This is a genomic window from Bradyrhizobium icense, assembly GCF_001693385.1.
Classification (GTDB): Bacteria; Pseudomonadota; Alphaproteobacteria; order Rhizobiales; family Xanthobacteraceae; genus Bradyrhizobium; species Bradyrhizobium icense.
Genome location: NZ_CP016428.1, coordinates 943,752 through 968,567, shown reverse-complemented (window position 1 = coordinate 968,567; position 24,816 = coordinate 943,752). Strand labels below are relative to the sequence as shown.

21 protein-coding genes and 2 tRNA genes are annotated in these 24,816 nt (G+C 62.6%); 14 read left to right on the top strand and 9 right to left on the bottom strand.

All coding sequences use genetic code 11. The features are described 5' to 3' along the window. Positions 1–44: 44 nt before the first annotated feature. From LMTR13_RS04620 to LMTR13_RS04605, 4 genes are all read left to right on the top strand, one after another. A tRNA-OTHER gene (locus LMTR13_RS04620) sits at positions 45–120 on the top strand. Between the two features lie 321 nt (positions 121–441). Continuing rightward, positions 442–3,906, top strand: coding sequence for a carbamoyl-phosphate synthase large subunit (carB, locus tag LMTR13_RS04615; RefSeq protein ID WP_065726870.1), 3,465 nt, complete (start codon positions 442–444; stop codon positions 3,904–3,906). 217 nt (positions 3,907–4,123) lie between these two features. Beyond that, the gene (gene greA / locus LMTR13_RS04610; RefSeq protein ID WP_156795430.1) at positions 4,124–4,597 is read left to right on the top strand and encodes a transcription elongation factor GreA; all 474 of its coding nucleotides are present in this window, start codon (positions 4,124–4,126) and stop codon (positions 4,595–4,597) included. 494 nt (positions 4,598–5,091) lie between these two features. Continuing rightward, the gene (locus LMTR13_RS04605) at positions 5,092–5,511 is read left to right on the top strand and encodes a DoxX family protein (RefSeq protein ID WP_065726868.1); all 420 of its coding nucleotides are present in this window, start codon (positions 5,092–5,094) and stop codon (positions 5,509–5,511) included. A gap of 126 nt (positions 5,512–5,637) precedes the next feature. On the opposite strand, the gene LMTR13_RS04600 is transcribed toward LMTR13_RS04605, so the two are convergent. Next, positions 5,638–6,117, bottom strand: a complete 480-nt coding sequence (locus LMTR13_RS04600; protein WP_028350193.1) for an Lrp/AsnC family transcriptional regulator — start codon at positions 6,115–6,117, stop codon at positions 5,638–5,640. Positions 6,118–6,398: 281 nt separating this feature from the next. Between LMTR13_RS04600 and trxB the strand changes: the two genes are divergently transcribed. The 3 genes from trxB (at position 6,399) to dapA (ending at position 9,683) form a co-directional block, all read left to right on the top strand. Beyond that, positions 6,399–7,364 (top strand): thioredoxin-disulfide reductase, encoded by a 966-nt coding sequence (trxB, locus tag LMTR13_RS04595; RefSeq protein ID WP_065726867.1) that lies wholly within the window; start codon positions 6,399–6,401, stop codon positions 7,362–7,364. A gap of 2 nt (positions 7,365–7,366) precedes the next feature. Beyond that, complete coding sequence (locus tag LMTR13_RS04590) at positions 7,367–8,287, top strand: LysR family transcriptional regulator (protein WP_065726866.1); 921 nt, start codon at positions 7,367–7,369, stop codon at positions 8,285–8,287. Between the two features lie 463 nt (positions 8,288–8,750). Beyond that, the gene (gene dapA / locus LMTR13_RS04585; RefSeq protein ID WP_065726865.1) at positions 8,751–9,683 is read left to right on the top strand and encodes a 4-hydroxy-tetrahydrodipicolinate synthase; all 933 of its coding nucleotides are present in this window, start codon (positions 8,751–8,753) and stop codon (positions 9,681–9,683) included. Positions 9,684–9,734: 51 nt separating this feature from the next. Here dapA and LMTR13_RS40270 read toward each other — a convergent pair whose 3' ends face one another. Further along, entirely contained in the window at positions 9,735–9,875 is a 141-nt protein-coding gene (locus LMTR13_RS40270; RefSeq protein WP_156795428.1) for a hypothetical protein, read from the bottom strand. A gap of 232 nt (positions 9,876–10,107) precedes the next feature. On the opposite strand from LMTR13_RS40270, the gene LMTR13_RS43120 reads away from it, so the two are divergent. Next, positions 10,108–10,239 carry a hypothetical protein gene (locus LMTR13_RS43120; RefSeq protein WP_256470245.1) on the top strand — a complete coding sequence of 44 codons (132 nt, stop codon included), beginning with the start codon at positions 10,108–10,110 and terminating at the stop codon, positions 10,237–10,239. 69 nt (positions 10,240–10,308) lie between these two features. Here LMTR13_RS43120 and LMTR13_RS04580 read toward each other — a convergent pair whose 3' ends face one another. The 6 genes from LMTR13_RS04580 to LMTR13_RS04555 form a co-directional block, all read right to left on the bottom strand. Continuing rightward, complete coding sequence (locus LMTR13_RS04580) at positions 10,309–10,989, bottom strand: ParA family protein (RefSeq protein WP_065726864.1); 681 nt, start codon at positions 10,987–10,989, stop codon at positions 10,309–10,311. A gap of 175 nt (positions 10,990–11,164) precedes the next feature. Then, positions 11,165–11,494 (bottom strand): hypothetical protein, encoded by a 330-nt coding sequence (locus tag LMTR13_RS04575; protein ID WP_065726863.1) that lies wholly within the window; start codon positions 11,492–11,494, stop codon positions 11,165–11,167. Positions 11,495–11,591: 97 nt separating this feature from the next. After that, entirely contained in the window at positions 11,592–11,948 is a 357-nt protein-coding gene (locus tag LMTR13_RS04570) for a hypothetical protein (RefSeq protein ID WP_065726862.1), read from the bottom strand. 127 nt (positions 11,949–12,075) lie between these two features. Beyond that, positions 12,076–12,152 (bottom strand) — tRNA-His (locus tag LMTR13_RS04565). Positions 12,153–12,372: 220 nt separating this feature from the next. Continuing rightward, positions 12,373–12,807, bottom strand: coding sequence for a phasin (locus LMTR13_RS04560; RefSeq protein ID WP_065732420.1), 435 nt, complete (start codon positions 12,805–12,807; stop codon positions 12,373–12,375). 261 nt (positions 12,808–13,068) lie between these two features. Further along, on the bottom strand, positions 13,069–13,452 hold the full coding sequence (locus LMTR13_RS04555; protein WP_065726861.1) for a phasin family protein: 384 nt from the start codon (positions 13,450–13,452) through the stop codon (positions 13,069–13,071). A gap of 291 nt (positions 13,453–13,743) precedes the next feature. On the opposite strand from LMTR13_RS04555, the gene LMTR13_RS04550 reads away from it, so the two are divergent. After that, positions 13,744–16,785, top strand: coding sequence for a PAS domain-containing protein (locus LMTR13_RS04550; RefSeq protein WP_065726860.1), 3,042 nt, complete (start codon positions 13,744–13,746; stop codon positions 16,783–16,785). Between the two features lie 34 nt (positions 16,786–16,819). Here the strand turns inward: LMTR13_RS04550 and LMTR13_RS04545 are convergent, their stop codons facing one another. Then, a complete protein-coding gene (locus tag LMTR13_RS04545) occupies positions 16,820–17,539 on the bottom strand; it encodes a glutathione S-transferase family protein (RefSeq protein WP_197520999.1) in 720 nt (239 codons plus the stop codon). A 196-nt stretch (positions 17,540–17,735) separates the two neighbouring features. Here LMTR13_RS04545 and LMTR13_RS04540 point away from each other — a divergent pair, with 196 nt between their 5' ends. The 5 genes from LMTR13_RS04540 (at position 17,736) to LMTR13_RS04520 (ending at position 24,754) form a co-directional block, all read left to right on the top strand. Further along, positions 17,736–18,704: a Bug family tripartite tricarboxylate transporter substrate binding protein gene (locus tag LMTR13_RS04540; RefSeq protein ID WP_065726859.1), complete on the top strand. Its 969-nt coding sequence runs from the start codon at positions 17,736–17,738 to the stop codon at positions 18,702–18,704. Next, the gene (locus LMTR13_RS04535) at positions 18,701–19,201 is read left to right on the top strand and encodes a tripartite tricarboxylate transporter TctB family protein (RefSeq protein ID WP_065726858.1); all 501 of its coding nucleotides are present in this window, start codon (positions 18,701–18,703) and stop codon (positions 19,199–19,201) included. Before LMTR13_RS04540 ends, LMTR13_RS04535 begins: the two co-directional genes overlap by 4 nt. Further along, positions 19,201–20,700 carry a tripartite tricarboxylate transporter permease gene (locus LMTR13_RS04530; RefSeq protein ID WP_065726857.1) on the top strand — a complete coding sequence of 500 codons (1,500 nt, stop codon included), beginning with the start codon at positions 19,201–19,203 and terminating at the stop codon, positions 20,698–20,700. The genes LMTR13_RS04535 and LMTR13_RS04530 overlap by 1 nt, the downstream gene beginning before the upstream one ends. Before the next feature lie 166 nt (positions 20,701–20,866). Next, positions 20,867–22,183 carry a mannosyltransferase family protein gene (locus LMTR13_RS04525; protein ID WP_065726856.1) on the top strand — a complete coding sequence of 439 codons (1,317 nt, stop codon included), beginning with the start codon at positions 20,867–20,869 and terminating at the stop codon, positions 22,181–22,183. Between the two features lie 111 nt (positions 22,184–22,294). Continuing rightward, positions 22,295–24,754, top strand: coding sequence for a spermidine synthase family protein (locus tag LMTR13_RS04520; protein ID WP_065726855.1), 2,460 nt, complete (start codon positions 22,295–22,297; stop codon positions 24,752–24,754). Positions 24,755–24,816 lie beyond the last annotated feature (62 nt).

The following is a 24,816-nucleotide window of genomic DNA, read 5'->3' as shown; positions in this document are numbered from 1 at the left end:
CGGTAAGGATGGTTCACCGCACCGTGATGGGCAATGATTGCCTCGGCCCGGTGGCGGAAGCGTCGACGCGGGAGCAGTGCAATGCTCTTTATCCTGGTTCAAATCCAGGCCGGGCCTCCAGCCTTCGCTGCTCCGCAGCTTCGGCTCGGCAAGCCAGCGGTGGCGAAGGCTGTCGCGCCGTAGCGGAGCGAAGGCGGACCTCGGCTCGGCAAGCCCTATCGTAGCGAAGGCTCCCGCGGCGTAGCCCAAAGGCGAAGCCGGGCCTCGGCAATCATCGCAACTTCCTCCAAAAAACGCGGTTGATTGGGGCTCTTTGGGGGTTTCGCGGGTGCGGAATCTGGTCTAAAGACCACCCGCGCGCGAGGGTGACCCGCGCTCTTGGCTTAGGGGACGCGCGGCTGCGCGCCCTTTTTTTGTGCCCAAAATCCAGTCTGAGAGCTGATGCCCAAAAGAACAGATATCTCCACCATCATGATCATCGGCGCCGGTCCCATCGTGATCGGCCAGGCCTGCGAATTCGATTATTCCGGCACCCAGGCGGTGAAGACGCTGAAGGAAGAGGGCTACCGCATCGTCCTCGTCAATTCCAATCCGGCCACCATCATGACCGATCCGGAATTGGCGGATGCGACCTATATCGAGCCGATCACGCCTGAAATCGTCGCCAAGATCATCGAGAAGGAGCGCTACGTCGTCCCCGGCGGCTTTGCGCTGTTGCCGACCATGGGCGGCCAGACCGCGCTGAACTGCGCGCTGTCGCTGCGCCGTCAGGGCACGCTCGACAAATTCGACGTCGAGATGATCGGCGCCACTGCCGACGCCATCGACAAGGCCGAAGACCGCCAGCTTTTTCGCAATGCGATGGAGAAGATCGGCCTCCAGACGCCGAAATCGCGGCTCGCCAACGCCTCGGCGCTGAAGAAGTCCTATCGCGACAAATACCTCGCCGAACGCGAGAAACTATCCGGCAACGCGCTGGATGAGCTCGAGCGGCAATGGACGATCGGGGAAAACGAGCGCCGCAAGCGCTACCAGGAGCATGCGCTCGGCGAGGCGCTGATGGCGCTGTCCGAAATCGGGCTGCCCGCGATCATCCGACCCTCCTTCACCATGGGCGGCACCGGCGGCGGCATCGCCTACAACAAGGAAGAATTCCTCGACATCATCGAACGCGGTCTCGACGCCTCCCCGACCAACGAAGTGCTGATCGAGGAATCCGTGCTCGGCTGGAAAGAGTTCGAGATGGAGGTGGTGCGCGACAAGAAGGACAATTGCATCATCGTCTGCTCGATCGAGAACCTCGATCCGATGGGCGTGCATACCGGCGATTCCATCACGGTGGCGCCGGCGCTGACGCTGACCGACAAAGAATACCAGATCATGCGCGACGCCTCGATCGCGGTGCTGCGCGAGATCGGCGTGGAGACCGGCGGATCCAACGTGCAGTTCGGCGTCAACCCCGACGACGGCCGCATGGTGGTGATCGAGATGAACCCGCGCGTGTCGCGCTCCTCGGCGCTGGCATCGAAGGCCACCGGCTTTCCGATCGCAAAGGTCGCCGCCAAGCTCGCGGTCGGCTACACGCTCGATGAAATCGCCAACGACATCACCGGCGGCGCGACGCCCGCCTCGTTCGAGCCGACCATCGACTATGTCGTCACCAAGGTCCCCCGCTTTGCGTTCGAAAAATTTCCCGGCGCCTCCACTACGCTGACGACCTCGATGAAGTCGGTCGGCGAAGTCATGGCAATCGGCCGCACCTTCCAGGAGAGCCTGCAGAAGGCGTTGCGCGGGCTCGAGACCGGACTGACCGGGCTCGACGAGATCGAGATCGAGGGGCTCGGCCGCGGCGACGACAAGAACGCGATCCGCGCCGCATTGGGCACGCCGACGCCGAACCGCATCCTGCAGGTCGCGCAGGCGATGCGGCTCGGCTGGTCGAACGAAGACATCTTCAATTCCTGCAAGATCGATCCGTGGTTCCTCGCCGAGATGCGCGGCATCATCGACATGGAAGCGAAGATCAGGACGCACGGCCTGCCGCCGAACGGCTATGGCATGCGCATGCTGAAGGCGATGGGCTTTTCCGACGCACGGCTTGCCGTGCTGTCCGAGTCCACCGAAGCCGAGATCACCGCGAAGCGTCACGCGCTCGGCGTACGACCGGTTTTCAAGCGCATCGACACCTGCGCCGCCGAATTCGCCTCCCCCACCGCCTACATGTATTCGAGCTACGAGGCGCCGTTTGCGGGCGCGCTCGCCGACGAGAGCGCGCCCTCCGACCGCAAGAAGGTCATCATTCTCGGCGGCGGCCCGAACCGGATCGGCCAGGGCATCGAATTCGACTATTGCTGCTGCCACGCCTGCTTCGCGCTCGACGATGCCGGGTATGAGACCATCATGATCAACTGCAATCCGGAGACCGTGTCGACCGACTACGACACCGCCGACCGGCTCTATTTCGAGCCGCTCACTGCCGAGGACGTGCTGGAAATCGTCGCCACCGAGCGGCAGAACGGCACGCTGCACGGCGTGATCGTGCAGTTCGGCGGCCAGACCCCGCTCAAACTCGCGCGCGCGCTGGAAGCGGCCGAGGTGCCGATCCTCGGCACTTCGCCCGACGCCATCGACCTCGCCGAGGACCGCGACCGCTTCAAGCGCGTGCTCGACAAATTGCGCCTGAAGCAGCCGAAGAACGGCATCGCCTATTCGGTCGAGCAGGCGCGGCTGGTGTCCGCCGATCTCGGCCTGCCGCTGGTGGTGCGCCCGTCCTACGTGCTCGGCGGCCGCGCGATGCAGATCATCCGCGAGGAAACCCAACTCGACGATTACCTGCTCGGGACGCTACCCGAGCTGGTGCCGGCCGACGTCAAGGCACGCTACCCGAACGACAAGACCGGGCAGATCAACACCGTGCTCGGCAAGAACCCGCTATTGTTCGACCGCTATCTGTCCGATGCCACCGAGATCGACGTCGACTGCCTCTGCGACGGCAAGGACACCTTCATCGTCGGCATCATGGAGCATATCGAGGAAGCCGGCATTCACTCCGGCGACTCCGCCTGCTCGCTGCCGCCGCATTCGCTCGACGCAAATATGATCGAAGAACTGGAGCGGCAGACCCGCGAGCTCGCGCTCGGCCTCGACGTGGTCGGGCTGATGAACGTGCAATATGCGATCAAGAACGGCGAGATCTACGTGCTCGAGGTCAATCCGCGGGCCTCGCGCACCGTTCCGTTCGTCGCCAAGGTCGTCGGCACGCCGGTGGCGAAGATCGCGGCGCGGATCATGGCCGGCGAGAAGCTCGCCGATTTCAAGCTGAAGAAGAAGCAGCTCGGCCATGTCGGCGTGAAAGAGTCCGTCTTCCCCTTCGCGCGTTTCCCCGGTGTCGATACCGTGCTCGGTCCGGAGATGCGCTCGACCGGCGAGGTGATGGGCATCGACCGCTCGTTCGAGGTGGCGTTCGCAAAGAGCCAGCTCGGCGGCGGCACCCGCGTGCCGCGCAAGGGCACCGTCTTCGTCTCGGTGCGAGAGATCGACAAGACCCGTATCGCCGAGGCGGTCCGGCTCTTGCACTCGCTCGGCTTCAAGGTGATGGGCACCTCGGGCACCCAGCGCTTCCTGACCGACAAGGGCATTCCGACGGAGAAGGTCAACAAGGTGCTGGAAGGGCGGCCGCACATCGTCGACGCCATCACCAACGGCGACATTCAGCTCGTTTTCAACACCACCGAAGGGCCGCAGGCGCTGGCCGACAGCCGCTCGTTGCGGCGGGCTGCCCTCTTGCATAAAGTGCCGTATTACACCACTCTTTCGGGTGCTGTTGCGGCCGCCCAGGGCATCCGCGCCTATCTGGGCGGGGACCTTGAGGTCCGCACACTACAGAGCTATTTTTCCGAAAACTGATCGTTCGCCGGGCGAAAATGCCCGCGAAACGATCGGCAACAAAGCCGGCATGGCTGGAACCCACCGCCCGTTTGGATGTTGTAAGGCCCCTAACGGGGCCTAAAATCAACGGGCTGGCGGGTTCGTGTGTCGAGTTCAAGGGCCTGATCGAAATCGAAAGCGTGGCTCGTGCGCGCAACCTCTGGCGGCTCGCACGAGGGAAGGACGGAAAGAGATGATGGACAAGGTTCCGATGACTGCTAGCGGGTATGCCGCCCTGGAGGTCGAATTGAAGCAGCGCCAGTCGGTGGAGCGTCCGCGCATCATCGAACATATCGCCGAGGCGCGCTCGCACGGTGACCTTTCGGAGAACGCGGAATATCACGCCGCCAAGGAAGAGCAGTCGCACAACGAAGGCCGCATTGCCGAGCTCGAAGACAAGCTCGCGCGCGCCGACGTGATCGACATCTCGAAGCTCTCGGGCGACACCGTGAAGTTCGGCGCCACCGTCACGCTGGTCGACGAAGACACCGAGAAGAAAACGGTGTGGCAAATCGTGGGCGAGCCGGAAGCCGATGCCAAGAAGGGCCGCATCTCGATCACTTCGCCGCTGGCTCGCGCGCTGATCGGCAAGAAGAAGGGCTCGACCGTTGAGGTCGTGGCTCCTGGCGGCGCCAAGGCCTACGAGATCACCAAGGTCGAGTGGCGATAAAGCGCGCTGACGTTCTTCAAATCGTCCTCCCGCTCTACCTCTTTGATTTGAGCATGATCTCCGCGCAAACGCGTTCCGCGTTTGTCGCGAGGGAAAACCGGTCTCCACTTTTCCGGATCATGCTGTAGTCACCTGCAAGTTACTGTTGCGACAAAGCCGCGTTTCCCACGCGGCTTTTTTGTTGCCGGCGTGCTGACAGGATTGTGAGTGGTGGCGCGGTGGATTTCAGAATATCCGAATCCCGGGCAATGCTTATCGATCATAACTAAGTGGATCGGCGCCGATGCGGCGAAACCTCGTCGTTTGCGTCGACAAGACAGCCGTCTGCCGGGGTGGCATATTGTTGCGCTGCAATCGCAACAATATCGCACAGCGGGACTTGAAGGGGAATGATTCAATTTCAGGGGTGTTGTGTCGGCATCACACGCGATCCGGCAAGACCGCGTAATCTCGTGGCGCTAAATTCTAGCGCGTCAAACAAAGGGGACGATGACATGGACCAATTCGACAAATTGCTCGCGAAATGGCAACCGACGGCGCTGAGCCTGTTTCGCTTCATGACCGGGCTGTTGCTGTTTCAGTACGGCGTCGCCAAGATTCTGAAGTTTCCGACAATTCCGGAGGGTAACGCCTACGCCTTCCTCAACAAGGTGCAACTGATGTCGCTATCGGGAGCCGCCGGCCTGATTGAGTTGATCTTCGGCGCGCTTTTGCTGCTCGGACTGTTCACACGGCCCGTCGCCTTCATTCTTGCCGGCGAGATGGCCTTTGCTTATTTCATCGGTCATGCGCCGAGGAGTTTTTTTCCGCTCATCAACGGCGGCACGCTCGCGATTCTGTTCTGCTTCGCCTGTCTTTATCTTTCGACGGCAGGCGGCGGGCCGTACAGCGTCGACGCGATGCGGAAGAAGTAAGTAGAGACTCGTAGGGTGGGCAAAGACGCGCCTTCGCGTCGTGCCCACCATCACGACATTGCTCTGAATGGTGGGCACGCTGCGCTTTTGCCCACCCTACGAAGCACGTAACGACGCGCCCTCGCGTCACCCCGCCACCTTCACATCGAGCGGCACGGCTGCTTCGTATTTCGAATTGTGCAGCACCAGCGACGTTCTGACGTTGCGCACATGCGGCGCGGCCGTGAGGTGCGTGACAAAATCCTGAAACGTCGCCATGTCGGGCGCGACGCATTTGAGGATGAAGTCGACCTCGCCCGACAGCATCCAGCATTCCCGCACCAGGGGCTCGGCGCGGACGAAATCCTCGAACGCGCGCAAATCCGCGTCCGCCTGGCTGGAGAGGTGGACGGAAGCGAACACGGTGACGTCGAAGCCTAACCGGCGCGGATCCAACAGGCCGCGATAGCCCTGGATGTAGCCTTCCTCCTCCAACGTGCGGACCCGGCGCAGGCAGGGCGGCGGCGAAATGCCGACGCGCTTGGCCAGTTCCACGTTGGTGATTCGGCCATCGGCCTGGATTTCGGCAAGTATTCGAAGGTCGATTTCGTCAAGATTCTTCGACACGCGCGTCGGGTTCCCTGATTCTGGCCGCGCTGGGCGGGCCCTACTGCAACTCTCTTAGCGCAGGCCGCGCCGCTTGCGCAATTTTATTGCGCGTGCAACGCCATATTTCGCGATTGTTACTTCAGTTCCGGGGAAAATTCGCTGGGATGAATTGCAATTCTTGCATAGCTACCCAGATATCTTAGACTTGGATTTGACACTTTCAGCGCCGCCGCGACCTCCTTCCGGGCGCTTTCTACTCAAGTCAAAAACAAACCCCCGAATAAGAGAGGGATCCGCCGATGCCTGCGCCTATCCATGCCAAGGTCGTCATTATCGGTTCCGGCCCCGCCGGCTACACCGCGGCGATCTACGCGGCGCGCGCGATGCTGGAGCCGGTGCTGATCCAGGGCATCCAGCCCGGCGGACAACTCACCATCACCACCGACGTGGAAAACTATCCGGGCTTTGCCGACGTCATCCAGGGACCCTGGCTGATGGAGCAGATGGAGAAGCAGGCGGCCCATGTCGGCACCAAGATCGTCACCGATCTCGTCACCAAACTCGAACTGGCGCAGCGGCCGTTCCGGCTGACCTGCGACAGCGGCGACGTCTATCTGGCGGAAACCGTGGTCCTCGCCACCGGTGCACAGGCGCGCTGGCTCGGCATTTCCTCGGAAGAAAAGTTCAAGGGCTTTGGCGTTTCGGCCTGCGCGACCTGCGACGGCTTCTTCTACCGCGGCAAGGAAGTGATCGTGGTCGGCGGCGGCAATACCGCGGTCGAGGAAGCGCTGTTCCTGACCAACTTCGCCTCGCAGGTGACGATCGTGCATCGCCGCAATCATTTCCGCGCCGAGCGCATCCTGCAGGACCGCCTGTTCAAGAACCCGAAGATCAAGGTGGTGTGGGACTCGGCGATCGACGAGATCTGCGGCGCCGAGAACCCGAGCAGGGTCACCCATGTGCGCCTGAAGAACGTCAAGACCGGCGCGCTCACGGATGTTGCCGCCGACGGCGTCTTCATCGCCATCGGGCATGCGCCGGCAACTGACCTCGTCAAAGGCCAGATCAAGCTGAAACCATCAGGCTATGTCGAGGTGGCGCCGAACTCGACCGCAACTTCGATTCCCGGCCTGTTTGCCGCCGGCGACGTGGCGGACGAAACCTACCGCCAGGCGGTCACGGCCGCCGGCCTTGGCTGCATGGCAGCCCTCGAGGCCGAACGCTTCCTGGCTTTGCGCGCGAGCGATCGCGCTGCGGCTGAATAGTCATGCCTAGAACACGAGACGGATTTGACATGGACTGGGACAAGCTGAAGGTCTTTCACGCGGCGGCGGAAGCGGGAAGCTTTACCCATGCCGGCGAGCAATTGGGGCTCTCGCAGTCCGCGGTATCGCGGCAGGTCAGCGCGCTGGAGCAGGAGCTTGCGGTCTCGCTGTTCCACCGCCACGCGCGTGGGCTCATCCTCACCGAGCAGGGCGATCTGCTGTTTCGCACCGCGCATGACGTGTTCATGCAGTTGCAGGCGGCACGCGCCAAGCTCACCGACAGCCGCGAGCGGCCGAGCGGCGACCTCAAGATCACGACGCCGCCGGCGCTCGGCATCAACTGGCTGATCCCGCGGCTCGACGAGTTCACCGCGCTTTATCCCGACATCCGCATCTCGCTGATCGTCACCGACGAGGATCTCGACCTGTCGATGCGCGAGGCCGACGTCGCGATCCGGACCCGCAAGCCGACCCAGCCGGACCTGATCCAGCGAAAGCTGTTCTCGATCGGCTTCCACGCCTATTGCTCGCCGGAATACATCAAGCGCTTCGGCACGCCGCGGACGCTCGACGACCTGGATTCGCATCGCATCATCATGCTCGGCGACGCGCAGGTTCCGACGCACCTGCAGAACCGGAGCTGGCTGATCGATGCAGGGCGCAACGGCTCGGGTCCGCGCGAGGCCTACTTCAAGGTCAACAACATCTTAGGTTTAGTCCGTGCCTGCCAGCAGGGGCTCGGCATCGCCGCCCTGCCCGACTATCTGGTCGAGGAGAACAGCCGCTTGGTGCAGCTATTCGGCGAGTCCGACTCGATCCAGCTCGACACCTATTTCGTTTATCCCGAAGAGCTGAAGACGGTGGCGCGCGTGCAGGTGTTCCGCGACTTCGTGGTCAGCAAGGCGCAGCGCTGGCCGTCCTAATCAGCTGTTTTTATAGAGGCCCCGCTCTCCGCATGACTGACATGCGGCTCGGACGGTTGCTGCAAGGCACTGATGAGGATCATAGTACTCAAACGCTGAGCGGTCGCGTCGCGCATATGTCCCCCTCCTCCAGTGACGCGGCAGTTCAGTAATCCCTCTTGGAAGGTGATTGTGTCGGCCTCACGTGGCCAATACCTCAAGCCGGGCTCTTTCGGGCCCGGCTTTTTTTCGCGTCCGTGTCATGTTCCCGCACAGATTGACATTGAGGTTCGCGGCCTCCATCATCCACACATGATCACGAGTTCGTGCGCAGCCCTGTCGTCGAAAAAAGGTCCCCATCCGGGGACCCGAGATCGACGCGCGCGCTAGACTGCCGCAACTTAGCGATCCCGAAGCCCCGCCGTCAGGACGGGGTGTTTTTGTTGGTCCCGTCTCCGGCTCACCCCCAAGAGGAGATGGAACGATGACTGCCCCTTCGACCAACGACCTGGCAAGCCGGCTGCAGGGCCTGTGGCTGCCGCTGATCACGCCGTTTCGCGACGGTGAACTCGACGAAGCGTCGCTGCGCCGGCTCGTCTGGCACTATACGGCCGGCCCGGTCGACGGCTTCATTCTCGCGGCGACCTCGGGCGAAGGCATGTCGCTCCGCGCAGGCGAACTCGAGCGGCTGGTGACGTTGACGCGGAGCGAGCTCTCCGCCAGCCGGCGCCACTTGCCGATCCTGCTGGGCCTCTCGGGCGCCTCCACCGCGAAGATGCTGGATGTGCTGGATGAGACCGCGACCTGGCCGATCGATGGCTATCTGATCGCGAGCCCCTATTACATCCGGCCGTCGCAGCGCGGCCTCGTGCAACACTTCACTGCGCTCGCCGATCACGCCTCGTGGCCGATCGTGCTCTACAACATTCCCTACCGGACCGCCGTCAGCCTCAGCAACGAGACACTGCTGCAGCTCGCGGAGCACCCGAACATCGTCGGCATGAAGGACTGCGGCGCCGACCGCGCGCAGTCGATTGATCTGCTGGCGAGACGGCCATCCGGCTTTCGCGTGTTGACCGGCGAAGATGCGGAATATCACGACGCGCTCGTCGACGGCGCCGACGGCGCGATCCTTTTGTCGGCGCATCTGGAGACCGAGGCCTTCGCATCGCTGCGGACGCTGCTGCGCCAAGGCGACCGTGACGGCGCACGGGCGTGCTGGAAGGAGCTCTCCCGGCTGACCCGGCTGTTGTTTGCCGAGCCGAGCCCGGCACCGGCCAAGTACTGGCTTGAACGCAGCGGACTGATCGACAGCGCCGAGGTTCGCCTGCCGATGGTGGAAGTGAGCGCGGAACTGGCGGCGTTGCTGGACGAGGAGATCGAGCGGCGCACGCCGCAGCTCCTGCGGCGAGCCTAACGGATGCGATCGGCTCCCTCTCGCCTCACCGGCGGGAGGGAGAAAATCGAATCAGCTCACCAGCAGGCGATAGGTCATCACGGGCGCGAAGCCGAGCAGCATCGCCCAAACGGCGAATGACGACACCAGAAGAACGTCGTGCATGCTTTGGGCGTATTCGGGAATCCGAAATTTCCTGTCGTGAGCGCTCATCGCTATCCCCCGTCTGTTTTCTTGGAGGGAGATCCATATGCATAAAATTCTAACGTTGCGGGCGAGGCTTCGCTCGACTTTGACGTCGTGCGATCAGAGAAAGTTAACCAGATGTGGCGGTGGTTAATCGGCGGTAGCAGGTGCCGTCAAATGCAAGCGAAATCGCAACCTGGTTTTTAAAGCCGTTCGCGTATCAAGACCCCCATACAACAGAAAAACGCGGGGGCGCGTCGTGCATTTCGAGAACAACAACATTCCTGAACAGGGCTTTTCGACCGAAGACATTTTGTGGGCTGTCGGCATCTGGTCCGTGATCCTGACGCTGTCGCCGGTCGTCGTGTTCTACGTGCTGATGGTGGCGTAAGACCACCAAAAGAAAAACGCGCGGAGCCCGCGCGTTCTTATCGGTCCCGGCAGATCGAGAGCGGCGTTGTTACGCCGCCTGCTTGTGCATGGCGCCCGATGCCGACGCCGTTCCGCGGATCGCCTTGATCGAACGTTCGATCGCGCCCCACAGCCTGGTGATCTCCGCAGCCGCCCGGCCTTCCGCGTAATATTCGCGGGCGCCTTCGCCCTGGCTCAGCGCCATGATCAGATCGGCGCGGTTGGTGATCTGGCCGCTCCACACCGGCGCGCGGAATTTCGCCAGCGCTTCGCGCGCGAGGCTGACAATGCGGCTCTCGGCGCCGTCGCGCTCGGCAGGCGCGCCGTTGATCACGACCGCGTAGGGCTTGCGCGCCGAGCGGCAGGTCTGAATGGTTTCCTGCACCGCGTTGACGTCGAACACGCCGGGCCGCGCCGGAATGATCACCATGGTGGCGTTACGGATCGCGTCGTCGACGACGGCCGACAAATTCGGCGGCGTGTCGATGAACACCCATTCGATGCCGTCGCGCTTGGCGGCAGCGACGATGCCGCTGACGGAATTCACCGCGGCCTTGATCGGCGGCTCATTGGTGCCGCGCAACTTGTGCCAGAGCGTAAGCGAGCCCTGCGGATCGGCATCGACGAGCAGGATGGGCTTCGTTGCCTTGTGAACATGGGCAGCGAGGTGAGCAGCCAGGGTACTCTTTCCCGAGCCCCCCTTACGTGATGCGAAAACAATTACGTTCATACCTTGGCCTCCAGTTGACCCCAGAAGCCGAAAATGAATCACCGCGCTGATTCGTGAAAGAAAAATTTATCGCCAGCCGCGATGAAGCCACTTAATTGCCAATAAGGCTGGTTTTTGAGTCACACCGTGCAGCTCCGGTGAGCCGAAAGGAATTGCAAAGCCCGCCTCGCCTGGCTTATTGCGCGCTTTTCGCGCGCTCGCGCTCGAGTTTTACGCGCTGACGTTCGAGCCATTTGCGTTCGATCCATCCAAGCCCCTGCGCCAGCGGCTTCTGCAGAGGCGGCACGTCCTGCGCGAACAAAAGGAGTCCGAGCGGCAGCATCCAGAGCCCGAGCACCGGCAGGAAGCTGAGAAAGCCGCCGGCGACCAGCAGTATGGCGAGCGGTACTCGGACGTAGATCGACGATGGCTTGCGCACCCAGCCGACGAACTTCGACGGCCCCGGCGGCAGCTTCCTCTCGAACCAGGCAAAATGCCGGTCGAGTTCTTTTTGATGTTGGCTCAACGACCCCTCTCCTCTTCTGCGAGGAGATGTTCATTGGAGAGACCGTCGGCAAGTGTCAGTCTGTCGCGAGGAGAGGTCTTGAAATGGCGCGCCGCCGTCACGTCGCGGGCTTTTTCGGCTTTTTGGCGGTGCGCGGCTTGGCGGCAGTTGCCTTGCGCGGGGCTGCCGGCCGGATGACCGTCGGCCGGCCCACGGGCCGGGCCCCGATTTCATCGGGCTCGGGACGGAAGTGCGCCCGGCAAGCCGGCGAGAGCTGGGACTTGTTGCGCACCATGCAGGCGGTGACGCGGCTGATGTCCGGGATATGGGAGCTGCAGAGGCGGAATGCGTCGCCGGTGCAGGCCTGCTCCTGTTCGGGGGTGTAGGTCTGACTGGCGACTGGGATCGTCGATGCGAACAGCGCCGTAGTCAGCATCAATCCAAACCAGAAATTCGCTGCTCGAAAAATCGTCATCAAATCCCCCAGCGCATAGTCTGGTGGAATTGTGGGTGAAGGCTTCCGGATTCGCAAGCACGGGCGGCCAACGCGCCACAGCACAAGTGTCGCGGCAGGCGAGAGGCGGTTCAGTTGAAGGAAAGACTGGTACAGTTGGGTGGGCTCGAACCACCGACCTCCTGTTCCACAGACAGGCGCTCTAACCAACTGAGCTACAACTGCATCCCTCACGCTGGGCCCCAAAAGGGGGGCGCGAATGGGCCGGAAACTAGGTGCAACGCCTGCCTTTGGCAAGGCCGGAGAAGCGTCCGATTTATAAGTCGTTTTGGGCGCGGGTTGCGTTCAAATGCGGGTCGCGCCGGAGCCCGGCAAAATAGCCCCGTGACAGCAAAAAGCCCGGGCCGCTTCGCCCGGGCTTTCCGTTGGCGATGGCTCGGCCCGATCAGGCGGCGGGCTTGTAGTACTTCGAGGCGGAGGCCTTGATCGGCTCGACGGTCTCGGTCGCAACCTTCTGACCGAGCTCAGCGAGCTCCTTGGCCTGGGCGGTGAAGGTCTCGTACTGCTTCCTGGCATGCGCGGTCCACAGCTCCAGCGCCACCGCCGGCGTCTTTGCGCCGAGCAGTTCCTGCGCGAAGTCGAGGGACGAAGTGGTGTTGGCCTTGAAGAACTCGATCAGCTTGGCGTTGTACTCGCTGACGCCCTTGCTGGCCGTGGTGAACACGGCCTCGATGGTGCCGTTATGGGTTTCGGCTGCATCCTTGAACTTGGCATAGTTGTCGCGGGCCTGCGAAACGCCCTTTTCAGCGAGCGCGCGCATCTGTTCGGGAACTTCGAAGGGAATGATGGCGGCGGAGAAGGGATCGGTGGAGCTGGTCACGGCTTGCATCCTTCACAATGGGGTTAAACGATGTTCCCCCTCGCGGACGCCTGGCGGGCAATCGGCCGGAACGCCGAAGGGATCACGTACACACGCACTCACGGAAGTGCCCATCACGGGCTCGCCCAATAAGCACCCTTATCATGTCAAATTTGTGCAACGCAGTGCAATTTCTGGTGCGACGCCGCATACGGAACCCGCACCGGATGCGCGTTCCAGCCGGTCCATCCCGCGGTTGAAATACAACCCGATATGCGTCGGTCAGGCCTTCGGCTTCGCCGCCTCCATGGCGGCCTTGCCGACGATCTGGCTCATTTCGCTGGCCTGCTCCGTCAGCACACGCATTTGCCCCTGAACGTATTCGCTATGCAACCGCATGACTTCGCTGAGGTCCTTGGCGTTCAGGAGGGACTGCGCGTGATCGAGCGAGCCCTGCACGTTCTTCTCGGCATAGGCGACGGCCTTCTGCCTGACGTCCTTGGCACCTTCGCGCACCGAGGCATTGCGCTCCTCGATGGTATCGGCGGTGGTCTGCGCGGCGGCGACGAATTTCTCAAACGTCTTGCGGGCCTGCTCCAGGCTCGCTTCCGCCATCGATCGCATTTCCTTGGGTATCTCAAAACGGTCTCGCACGTCGTCGCTCATGGTGCGCTCCTTTGCGTGGGCAGGGATTGCGTCCGGATACCGGGGGTCGTGGGTCGCGGCCGGAACGATGGCGCCGGAGGTTCCTCATGGTTGACCCCTGACGGCCATTTGCAACCACCTAACGCGGCCGGCGGCCTAAGGGTTCAGCCGGGTTAAGGTTATCCGCCGCTTAAACCGCCCCTGGCGCGCCGGGCCGTGGACCTGCCGCCACCGGCTTGCGATAGTAACGATCCCTTAACGCTGTCGGCATTCTGGCTGCCGATCGTGATGCCGGACGGTCATGTAGTTGCGATGAAGGACACGGAATTTCAGTTGCGGGCGCAGACCGATCCGCGATTGGCAGCCTACTCAGCGAGCCGCCTGCCGGCATGGCTGTGGACGGCCGACGGCACGCGGATCCTGTGGGCCAATCCGGCCGGCGTCCGCTTGTTCGGCGCCGCCAGCGCCGCAGCCCTTGCCGAGAAGACCTTCGGACCGGCCGACCGGCACCGGCGGCAGGTCGCGCGGCTCGCAGGACGGCTGCTCGCCAACGGCGCCATCCGCCTGGAGCGGTTACAGGGATTTGGCGCGGCGCCCGGCATGCTTGCGACCTGCGGCTGTTCGCGGTTCGACTTCCCCAATGGCAGCCACGGCGTCCTGATCGCCGCCGGCGATATTGCGCTGATCGCGCCGCGGCCGGCGCGGGCGCATGAGCCCCCCGAGAACGGGATGCAGCGCGACACCACGGCGTCGACGTCAGCCCCGCAGCCGAGCGCGCCCGTCATCGAGCAACCGGTCGCGGCGCAGCCGGCTCCCGATTACGAACAGCCGGCGCAATCGGGCGAAGCGCCCGCCGAGTTCGCATTGTTCGATGCGTTTACCGAGCCTGCCGCCGCGGAGGAGCCGGCCGCGACTGAGGCCGCTGCACGCACGCCATCGCCTGCACTCGAAGTATTTGCCAGCCAACCGGCGCGCCGCCTGCCGCTGCGTTTCACCTGGCAGATGGATCGGGAAGGCCGCTTCACGCTCGGCACCGACGAATTCACCGGCCTGATCGGCCCGCGCACCACGGCCGGCTTCGGCCGGCCATGGCGCGAGATCGCCGAGAACTTCGCGCTCGATCCCGACGGGCGCGTGATGAAGGCGTTCGCCACATGCGCGACCTGGAGCGGCATCATGCTGAACTGGCCGGTCGATGGCGGCGGCACTCTGCCGGTTGAACTGTCCGGCTTGCCGATCTTCGACGGGCAGCGGAATTTCATCGGCTATCGCGGCTTTGGCGTCTGCCGCGATTTCGACGCCCTCGCCCTGCTCGCCGCCCTGCGCCTGGCCGAATTGTCCGGCGGGATGGCAATGCCGCAACAACCGCCCGCCCCAGAATTTTCCGAGCCGACAGGCGTTGCACCGCCTTTGGACGACGAATTGCCCGAACCGATTGCTGTCGAGACTTCACATCAAAACGATTTGGAAGCGCCCGTGGAACCTCCCAAGGAAAGCGCCAAGGAAAGCGTCAAGCAAAGCGTCATGGAAAGCGCCAGCGAAGCCTTGAAGGACACCGGAACGGAATTGCCCGCAGACGCTCCCAATGTCGTGCCATTCCGCGCCCCCGGCGAGGCTCGGTCGCTATCGCTGACGCCCGTCGAAAACAGCGCCTTCGACGAACTCGCGCGGCAATTGTCGGCGCGGCTCGACACCGAGAATGGCGGCGAGGCGGTGCCGAACGTCACCGGTGAAACGATCTTTGAACCAACCGTCGCAGCGTTCGCGCGCGAACCAGCCGGCGAGCCGCCCGAATGGCTGGCGCCGCCCGAACCGCCCGCGCAAGGCGAACCCGCGCGCGACAAGGCGCTGCTCGATCTCTTACCTGTCGGCATCCTGATCTATCGGCTCGACCGCCTGCTGTATGCCAACCCCGCCTTCCTGACGCAGATGGGCTACGCCAGCCTGCATGCACTGGAAGATGCCGGCGGCCTCGACGCGCTCTATGTCGAACCCGGCACGTCGAATGCGCCCTCGACATCGGACACCGGCAGGCCGGTGACGATCTCCGCAAGCGGGCCGGCGGATGCTGACGCGCCGTCATCGGCCGCCGAGGCCCGCCTCTACACGATTTCGTGGGACGGCGATTCGGCGCTGGCCTTGATCTTCTCGACCGCGCGCCACGAAGGCGCGGCGATCGCGGCTGCCATCGCGCAAGCCGAGCCGGCAGCAGAGCCTGACGTTTTCGGGCCGTCCGATGTCGGCCATGCCAATGCCGAAGAACTCGCCGCCATCCTCGACACCACGGCCGAAGGCATCCTGATGTTCGATGCCGAGGGCAATATCAACGCGGCCAATCGCAGCGCCGAGGCGCTGTTCGGCCATGACGGCGACGAACTCGTCCAACGCAATCTCGCCGACCTCTTTGCGCCGGAAAGCCGGCACGGCGTGTTCGAATATCTCGCCGGCATCAAGGCCTCCGGCGTCGAAAGCCTGCTCGATCACGGCCGCGAGGTGCTGGGTCGCGAAAGCAAGGGCGGCATCATTCCGCTGTCGATGACCATCGGCCGCACGCGAGCCGACGGCCCGAATTTCTTCGCGGTATTCCGCGATCTCTCGCAGGCCAGGAAGACCGAGAGCGAGTTGCGCGAGGCGCGGCGGATGGCGGAACGCGCCGCCAATGCCAAGGCCGACGTGCTGGCCCGGATCAGCCACGAGGTGCGCACGCCGCTGAATGCCATCATCGGCTTTGCCGAAGTGATGCTCGGCGAGCGGTTCGGCGCGCTCGGCAACGAGCGTTACCGCGAATACATGAAGGACATCCGTGCGGCCGGCGAACACGTGATCGCCATCGTCAACGACCTACTCGACCTCAGCCGGATCGAAACCGGCAAACTCGATCTCGCCTTCACCAACCAGAATCTCAACGAGCTGGTCGAGAGCTGCGTTGCGGTGATGCAGCCGCAGGCCAACCGCGAGCGCATCATTATCCGCACGTCGCTCGCGCACACGCTGCCGCCCGTGATCGCGGACGCGCGGGCGTTGCGCCAGATCACGCTGAACCTGATCGGCAATTCGATCCATCTCGCCAACGCCGGCGGCCAGGTCATCGTCTCGACCGCGCTGTCCGATTTCGGCGAGGTGATGCTGCGGGTCCGCGACACCGGCCACGGCCTCAACGACAACGAAGTCGCCGCAGCGCTAGAGCCGTTCCGCACGCGGGCGCCGTCGGATCAATCCGAGAGCGCGGCCGTCAGCCTGTCGCTGACCAAGGCGCTGGTCGAAGCCAACCGCGCCAAATTCCAGATCAAGACCGGCGGCCGCTCCGGCACGCTGATCGAGATCGTGTTTCCGCATGCGGTGGTGCGCGCCTGACCGGACAAGCAGGCTCGCGTGGGCGCCGCGTTGCTCACGTCGCTTTGGACGGAAGAAACGTGGGAACGCTGAGGCCTTGGCCACGCAAGTAATCGGCCATCGGTCCGACGACCTTGAGGACGGACGGTCTTGCCGTCATGCGTTGCCGCCATTGCAGAAGTCTCGGCGTTTCGCCGGTCATGTCGGCGCCCATGCGCGCGCCGAAGAGTTGGGCCATATAGAACGCGATATCGGCAAAGGAATAGGCGCCACCGAGAAATTCGCTATCGCCTAACACACTCTCCATGGTTCGATAACAGGCGGCAGCGCTCCCGCGCGCGAGCTCCGCGGCGGGATCGAGCGGCGTCTTCCAGAGCTGCATCAATTTGATGATGTGAGGGAAATAGACCTCGTCCGATTCATGCTCCAGCCGGCGACACCAGGCTCGCGCTGCAGGAGCAGCGGGCCACAGCGCAGGATCCGGATTGATGTCTTCAAGATACTCGAAGATCTGAGTGGAATCGAAAATCTCGAGATCGCCGTCGATCAGCACCGGGACCTGGCGCTTCGGATTGATGCGCAGGACTTCCGGATGCTTTGGCGCGTAGCCCTCCTTCATGGTGAAGGGGACCATGATCAGTTCGAAATCGATATCCTTCTCGTGCAGGGCGATCTGAACCTTGGCGCCGAACATGCTCAGGGGGCCGGAGAACAGCCGCATCTTGCGGCCGGTGCTGCCATCCGCTGCTCGACTGGATTGAACGTTCTCGTGCATCGATTCCTGTCCCACTTCAACGGGCCACCTTCATCATAGCATCCTACTCAGGCGCGTGGCGCGCGCTGCAAGGCCGTAGCGAAATCTGAAAGACCCGGTCCGGACGCGCAAAGGTCCTTCTGGACAGCGGCGGGTTTTCCGGCTGATATGCGACGAATTGACACACAGCAGCTCCGCGCGAGCCTGGAGGAACCCCATGATCCCGTTTCATGCGCGCCTGTTCGGCGCGGTCGTCGCGTTGACCGTTGCGACCACAGCACCTGCCCTCTCGCAGCAGCTCGAACTCAAGATCATGGCGCCCGCAGCCCCCGGCGGCGGGTGGGATCAGACCGCCCGCGCGATGCAGCAGGCACTGGTCGCCGCCAAGATCGCCCGCAGCGTCCAGGTCACCAACGTGGCCGGCGCAGGCGGCAGCGTCGGCATCGCACAGTTCGTCAACGGCGCCAAGGGCGACGGCAACCAGATGATGGTGAACGGCTTCGTCATGGTCGGTGCGCTCGCCATGAACAAGTCGCCGGTGACGCTCGAACAGGTGACGCCGATTGCGCGCCTCACCGAGGAGATCCAGGTGATCGTCGTGCCGGCGAATTCGCCGATCAAGACGGCGCAGGATCTGGCCGCCGCCGTGAAGGCCGACATCGCCAAGGTGACCTTTGCCGGCGGCTCGGCCGGCGGCGTCGATCACGTGATGGCGGCGTTGTTTGCGGGAACGATCGGCGCCGACGCCAAGAAGATCAATTACATTCCGTTCTCCGGCGGCGGCGAGTCGCTGGCGGCCATTCTCGGCAGCAAAGTCACCGCAGGCATTTCGGGGCTGAGCGAATACGAAGGACAGATCAAATCCGGCAAGCTGCGCGCGCTCGGCGTCACCTCGGAGAAGCGTATCGCCGGCGTCGATATTCCGACCTTCAAGGAACAAGGGATCGACCTCGTGCTCGCCAATTGGCGTTCGGTGGTCGCTCCTCCCGGCATCACGCCGGAACAGCGCAAAGTCCTGAGCGAAGCGGTCGAGAAGATGGTCAAGTCCGACGCCTGGAAGGACATCCTCAAGCAGAAGGGCTGGGATGACGCCTATCTTTCCGGCGACGCGTTCGCGGATTTCCTGAAGAAGGAAACGACGCGCGTCACCGACGTGCTGAAGTCGGTCGGCCTTATCAAATCATGACGGACGGCGCGTCCAGCGATCTTCCGCAGCGGCCGGCGTCGCGGCGCATCGATCCCGCAGGTCTGGTCATTGCCGCGGCGCTCGCGGTACTTGCTGCGGTGCTGGTTTGGGACGCCAGCACGCTGTCATCCACCACGATGTACGGCATGGGGCCCGAGGCGATGCCCATCGTCGTCGCGATCGGGCTCGGCATCCTCGCGATCGCCAACCTGATCGACGCGCTGCGCGGCAACCTGCCGCCGCGCGAGAGCGCCGATCCCAAGCCTGTGCTGCTGATCCTTGGTGGGCTTGCGCTGCTGATCGCCATCATCGGCCTTGGCGGCGGCTTTATCCTCGCGACATCGGCGTTGTTCGTCACCACCTCGGCGGCGTTCGGGCGGCGCGCCATCCTTACCGACCTCGTCATCGCGCTCGTGATGACCACGCTGATCTATCTCGCCTTCGATCGGCTACTGACGTTGAGCCTGCCCGCCGGCCCTCTGGAAAGACTGCTGTAATGGAAACCTTCGCCGCGCTCGCGCATGGCATGGCCGTCGCCATGCAGCCGATGAACCTGCTCTATGCGCTGATCGGCGTGTTTCTCGGCACCGCCGTCGGCGTGCTGCCCGGCATCGGTCCGGCACTCACGGTCGCATTGCTGCTGCCGGTGACCTACAAGCTCGACCCCGGCGGCTCGCTGATCATGTTCGCTGGCATCTACTACGGCGGCATGTATGGCGGCTCGACCACCGCCATCCTCATCAATACGCCCGGCGAGAGTGCGTCGATGGCAACCGCGCTCGAAGGTAACAAGATGGCCAAAGCCGGCCGCGGCGGTCCGGCGCTGGCGACATCGGCGATCGGCTCGTTCGTCGCGGGCACCATTGCCACCATCGGCCTGGCATTTCTGGCGCCGTGGCTGGTGGATTTCGCGGTGCGCTTCGGACCTGAAGATTATTTCGCGTTGATGTGCGTGGCCTTCGTGACGGTATCGGCGACCTTCGGCGATTCGCCAATCCGCGGATTGACCAGCCTGTTCATCGGACTGACGCTCGGGCTGATCGGCATCGACAAGCTTACCGGCCAGGCCCGGCTCGCGTTCGGCATTCCCGAACTGCTCGACGGCGTCGAGGTGACGACGCTGGCGGTCGGCCTATTCGCCGTCGGCGAAGCGCTTTACGTGGCATCGCGCCGCCATCACGCCGAGGAGCAGATCGAGCCGGTGCGCGGTTCGCTGTGGATGACGAAGCGGGATTGGATGCGATCGTGGAAGCCGTGGCTGCGCGGGACCATGTTCGGCTTTCCGATCGGCGCATTGCCTGCCGGCGGCGCGGAAATTCCGACATTCCTGTCCTACTCGACCGAGAGGCGGCTGTCGAAACATCCGGAAGAGTTCGGCAAGGGCGCGATCGAAGGCGTCGCCGGGCCGGAAGCCGCCAACAATGCCTCCGCCGCCGGCACCCTCGTGCCGCTATTGACGCTGGGGCTGCCGACCTCGGCCACGGCTGCGATGATGCTGGCGGGCTTTCAGCAATATGGGCTGAACCCGGGACCGCTGCTGTTTGCCGAGCGGCCCGACCTGGTGTGGGGCCTGATCGCGAGTCTTTTCATCGCCAACGTGATGCTGCTGGTGCTCAACCTGCCGCTGGTCGGGCTGTGGGTGAAACTGCTCGCGATCCCCCAGCCATGGCTGTACGCCGGCATTCTCGTCTTCGCGACCATGGGCACGATCGCGGCGAAGCCGTCGGTGGTCGAGCTGTCGATGCTGGCGGGTTTTGGCGTGCTGGGCTTTCTGATGCGCCGGTTCGATTTCCCGATCGCGCCCGTCGTCGTCGGCCTCATCCTGGGGCCGATCGCCGAAAGCCAGTTGCGCCGCGCGCTCGCGATCAGCCTCGGCGATCCCCTCGTGCTGCTGCAAAGCCCGATGTCGGCGACGCTGCTCGGCATTGCGCTGATCGCGCTAGTGGCGCCGTTTGTGCTGAAGGGGATGAACCGGTTCAAGGCGAGCGAGGACTAGTCCGTGTACTCATCAATCCAGATTCGTGAGCGCGGCTTGATCGATGTCCACTATCCGGCGCTTTGCGGACTAGAAGCAGACGTCGCCTGAAGTCCGAAAAGGGCCAGATAGGCGACATTCAGACGGCCTAACCAGGTTCGGTTTTCCCCCGAAACAGACATCATGGTTGCCGCAGCCCGCGTCCTCCAAGATCTTCAGGCTGGCCGAGATCCATCTCAAAGCAGGGCGTTCGGAAATCTGCCGCTTCAAGCCCGCCAAATGTCAAAGCGGTACACCTGGGGCAATTGATCTTGAGCTCTTCCGGAGCGACAGTATCGACATGGAGACGCGCCATCCGATCCGGAGAGATCCTTCTTGGCTTCCCTATTGTTTGGCCATCTTGATATTTTTTTGTTCGCGGGTGGTGGTCGCGCTCGGACTGGTATTCTCTCAAAAATATCTGACCATCGGGAGGGCCGATGTCTGGTCTGCGGGACCAATCTGGTACCACCAATTGTTGCAATGGGATTCGGAATGGTATTTCAAGATCGTCACAGATGGCTATCAGTATAACGGCGATCCGACTGTTCAACAGAACATCGTATTTTACCCGCTGTATCCGATGCTCGCACGGGGCCTGGCGACGATTAGCGGTCTCACGCCTGCGGATGCATTGCTGTTGGTATCGAACGTCGCGGGATTGCTCGCGATTGTGGTCCTTTTCAAGCTGGTTCGCGAGGAATTTGGCGATCAACTGGCTCTCGCCACAACCGCGCTGCTCAGCTTTTTTCCCGCTTCGGTCTTGCTATCGGCCGGCTATACCGAGCCCTTGGCACTGCTGCTGATCGTCTCGTTTTTTCTTGCTTTGAAACGAAGATACTATTTGTCGGCAGCACTGCTGGCAGGCTTGGCAGTCTCTACCCGATCGACGGGCGTCGTCCTGTTGCCTGTCCTTCTTTGGGAGATGTGGGCCAATCGCGATCAGACGAAGTTCCTTCCTGCCCTTGTGCCATGCGTCCTTCTTGCGACGTCGGGCATCTGGTTATTCATGATCTACCTCTGGAGCGCTTTCGGAACTCCGTTCGCTTTTGCCGAGGGGCAGATGGCATTCCATCAAGGAACGACGCTAGCGACAAGATTGATCGCGGCACTGAGGCTTGAGCCGTTCACACGAATGGTGCTCAATGATTGGAATCCATGGGGACAAGCCAGCTGGTTTACATTATTGTTCATCACCCTGATCGTTTTGGGTTGGTCTCGACTGCGCGCAAGCTGGACACTGTTCGCCGTGGCAGTCCTGTTGCTGCCATATCTAACACTCAGCGGCGGGCCAGCAGGCTTCGTCTCAATGAGTCGATTCAATCTCGTCTCATTTCCCCTGTTTGTGACGTTGGCGAGTTTAGGATTGCGAGCGAAGTGGCTTTTGGCAGGAGTGATAGGACTCCTCGGCGCGTCCTTGTTCATGAACACAGCCTTGTTTGCTCGTAGAATTTGGATTGGTTGATCGCTACAATACCCGCGATGACCTGCTTGAGCAGGAAGTTATCCGGCGATCGCGTGTAGCGCGAACGGTCAAAGCGCACTCAATAAAGTCCCCCATCAAGAGGGCAGCGTATTGCACTCCGTATCCAAGATTCCCGGTCGCTATTATCTGGCAATCTTTGTGCTGGCGTTCGCGACGCTTTCCTACCAGATCCTGATAACGCGCTTCTTCAGCGTTATGCTTCACTATCATTTCGCATTCGCGGCCATTTCACTTGCCATGCTGGGGCTCACTCGTGGAGCGATGCAGGTCTACGGCAAGCCCGCCCGTTATGCCGCCGAGCGGGTCGGAATCGAATTTGCGCGACACGCGTCATGGTTCGCACTCAGCAGCGTTGGCGCAATGATCGTCTTCCTGTGCGTGCCGCTCGTCGTATCTGCAGAAAATGTGCCCCTCGCTCTGGCGCTGGCGACCATCGCCTTCGTGGCTCCGTTCACGGAAGGCGGGGTTTGCATCACGCTGTTGCTCACACGCTTGCCCTATCGCGGCGGGTGGCTCTATGCGGCCGATCTCCTGGGCGCCGCAGTTGGATGTCTCGGGGTGATCTTCATACTGCTGGTGATTGACCCCGTAAGCGCCACGTTATGGATCGGGGCCTTTGCTGCCGGCGTTGGCTGGATCGTCGTGCGAACCAGCGATGACATCCGCAGTGTGCGCTTGAGCGGGGCTGTCGCGCTAGCGCTGGCCGTCGCGGCCACCATGCACTCCGGCCTTGACCTGACCGGTCGAAGCCATCTCGGTGTGTTCTGGGCCAAGGGCGCTGAGCAGACCGGCACGCTGTTCGAACGCTGGAATACCTATTCGCGGGTAAGGGTGCGCGAATTGGCCGAGAAGGTCCCGATTGGCTGGGGCCTAGTCCGCACTCCTGATGCCCGGGTCGACCAACACCACCTCGACATCGATGCCGATGCAGGCACGGTCATCACCAGATATGATGGCGACATCGGAAAGCTCGCCTATCTGAAGGATGATGTCATCAATGCAGCCTACCTCGTGCAGCCGGCGACCGACGTCGCTGTCGTTGGCGTCGGCGGCGGTCGTGACATCCTTTCCGGTCTGCTCTTCGGCGCCAGCCGGATTCGCGCAATTGAGATCAACCCGGCGATCTTCGAAGTGCTCACCGAAAAATTCGCCGATTTCTCTGGCCATCTCGATCGCCAGCCCGGTGTATCCTTGGTCAATGCCGAAGCGCGAAGCTACATCAACCACTCGTCCGAGCGGTACGACCTCGTGCAGATTTCGCTCATCGATACCTGGGCGGCGACGGTGGCCGGTGGCCTTACGCTCACCGAAAATCGTCTCTATACCGTTGAGGCGTGGGATGATTTTTACCGGGCGCTCAAGCCTGGCGGGCTGTTGTCGGTATCACGCTGGTACGGTGCCGAGAAGCACCGTGGCGAGCTGTACCGGCTGATTGCGATTGCCGCGAGCGCGCTGCAGCGCAAGGGAGTTTCGGCCGGAGAACTGCGGCATCACGTCGTTGCGGTCAACGTCGGCAACATCGTGACGGTCATTACCCGGCCTGACGCATTCAGCGACGCACAATGGCAAGGCGCGCGCGAGAGGCTTCAGGCGCAGGGCTTCAAGATATTGTTGGGCCCGGACGTCACCTTCGATGCCATCACCGCGACATTGCTGTCCGACAAGGCAGACCAGGCCTTCTTCGATTCGCTGCCGGAAAACATCGCTGCTTCGACGGACGACAATCCGTTCTTCTTCTATACGTCGCGCTTCAGCGATTTCGTGAGCATCCATAGTTGGGACATCATGAGCAACAATGTCGCGATCGGTGTCACCGGCTTGCTCATCATCGTAGCGCTCTGCGCTTGCGGATATTACATCGTGCTGCCCTTCCTCCGTCTTGCGACGCGGATGCCAATGGCGACACTGACGCCGCCCGTGGCCTATTTCAGCGCGATCGGGATAGGCTTCATGCTGATCGAGATATCGCAGATGCAGCGCCTGATGGTCTTTCTCGGACACCCCGTTTACGGGCTGAGCGTCGTGCTATTCACAATTCTTCTCTTTAGCGGGATTGGCAGCGCCACGGTCGGTGCGGATACCTCCTCCCGATCACGCGTCACCGTCTTCAGGATTGCCGCCCTCCTCACCACGCTCGTGGTGGCAGGGCTGCTGACGCCGCTGGTCACCACGTGGGGGCGGGCGCTGTCAACCGACATGCGCATTCTGGTGTCTGTCCTGCTGCTGGCTCCTCCTGCACTCTGCATGGGGATGATGTTTCCGCTCGGCCTCGGTGTCTGGCGCCGTCATCATGAACTGCTGCCGTTCTTCTGGAGCACCAACGGAATTACGTCGATGTTCGCCTCGGTGCTGGGTGTGGCGTTGTCGATCCAGTTCGGCATCGCCAACACCTATGCGTTGGGGGTGTGCTCTTATGCGGTCTGCGCCTTCGTGATCATTGCAAGCCGCTGGGTGCAGTCGATCGACATGTCAGCCGAGAAGGGCCCCGTTAGCTCCGAGGCTAGCGTCGCAGCAAAGGAAGGCGCCACGATTCGGCGGCCACATCAGTAAAGGGAAGTCCGAATACCGCATCTTCGGCCAGACAAGACGGACGGATCCCGTCTGATCACGAC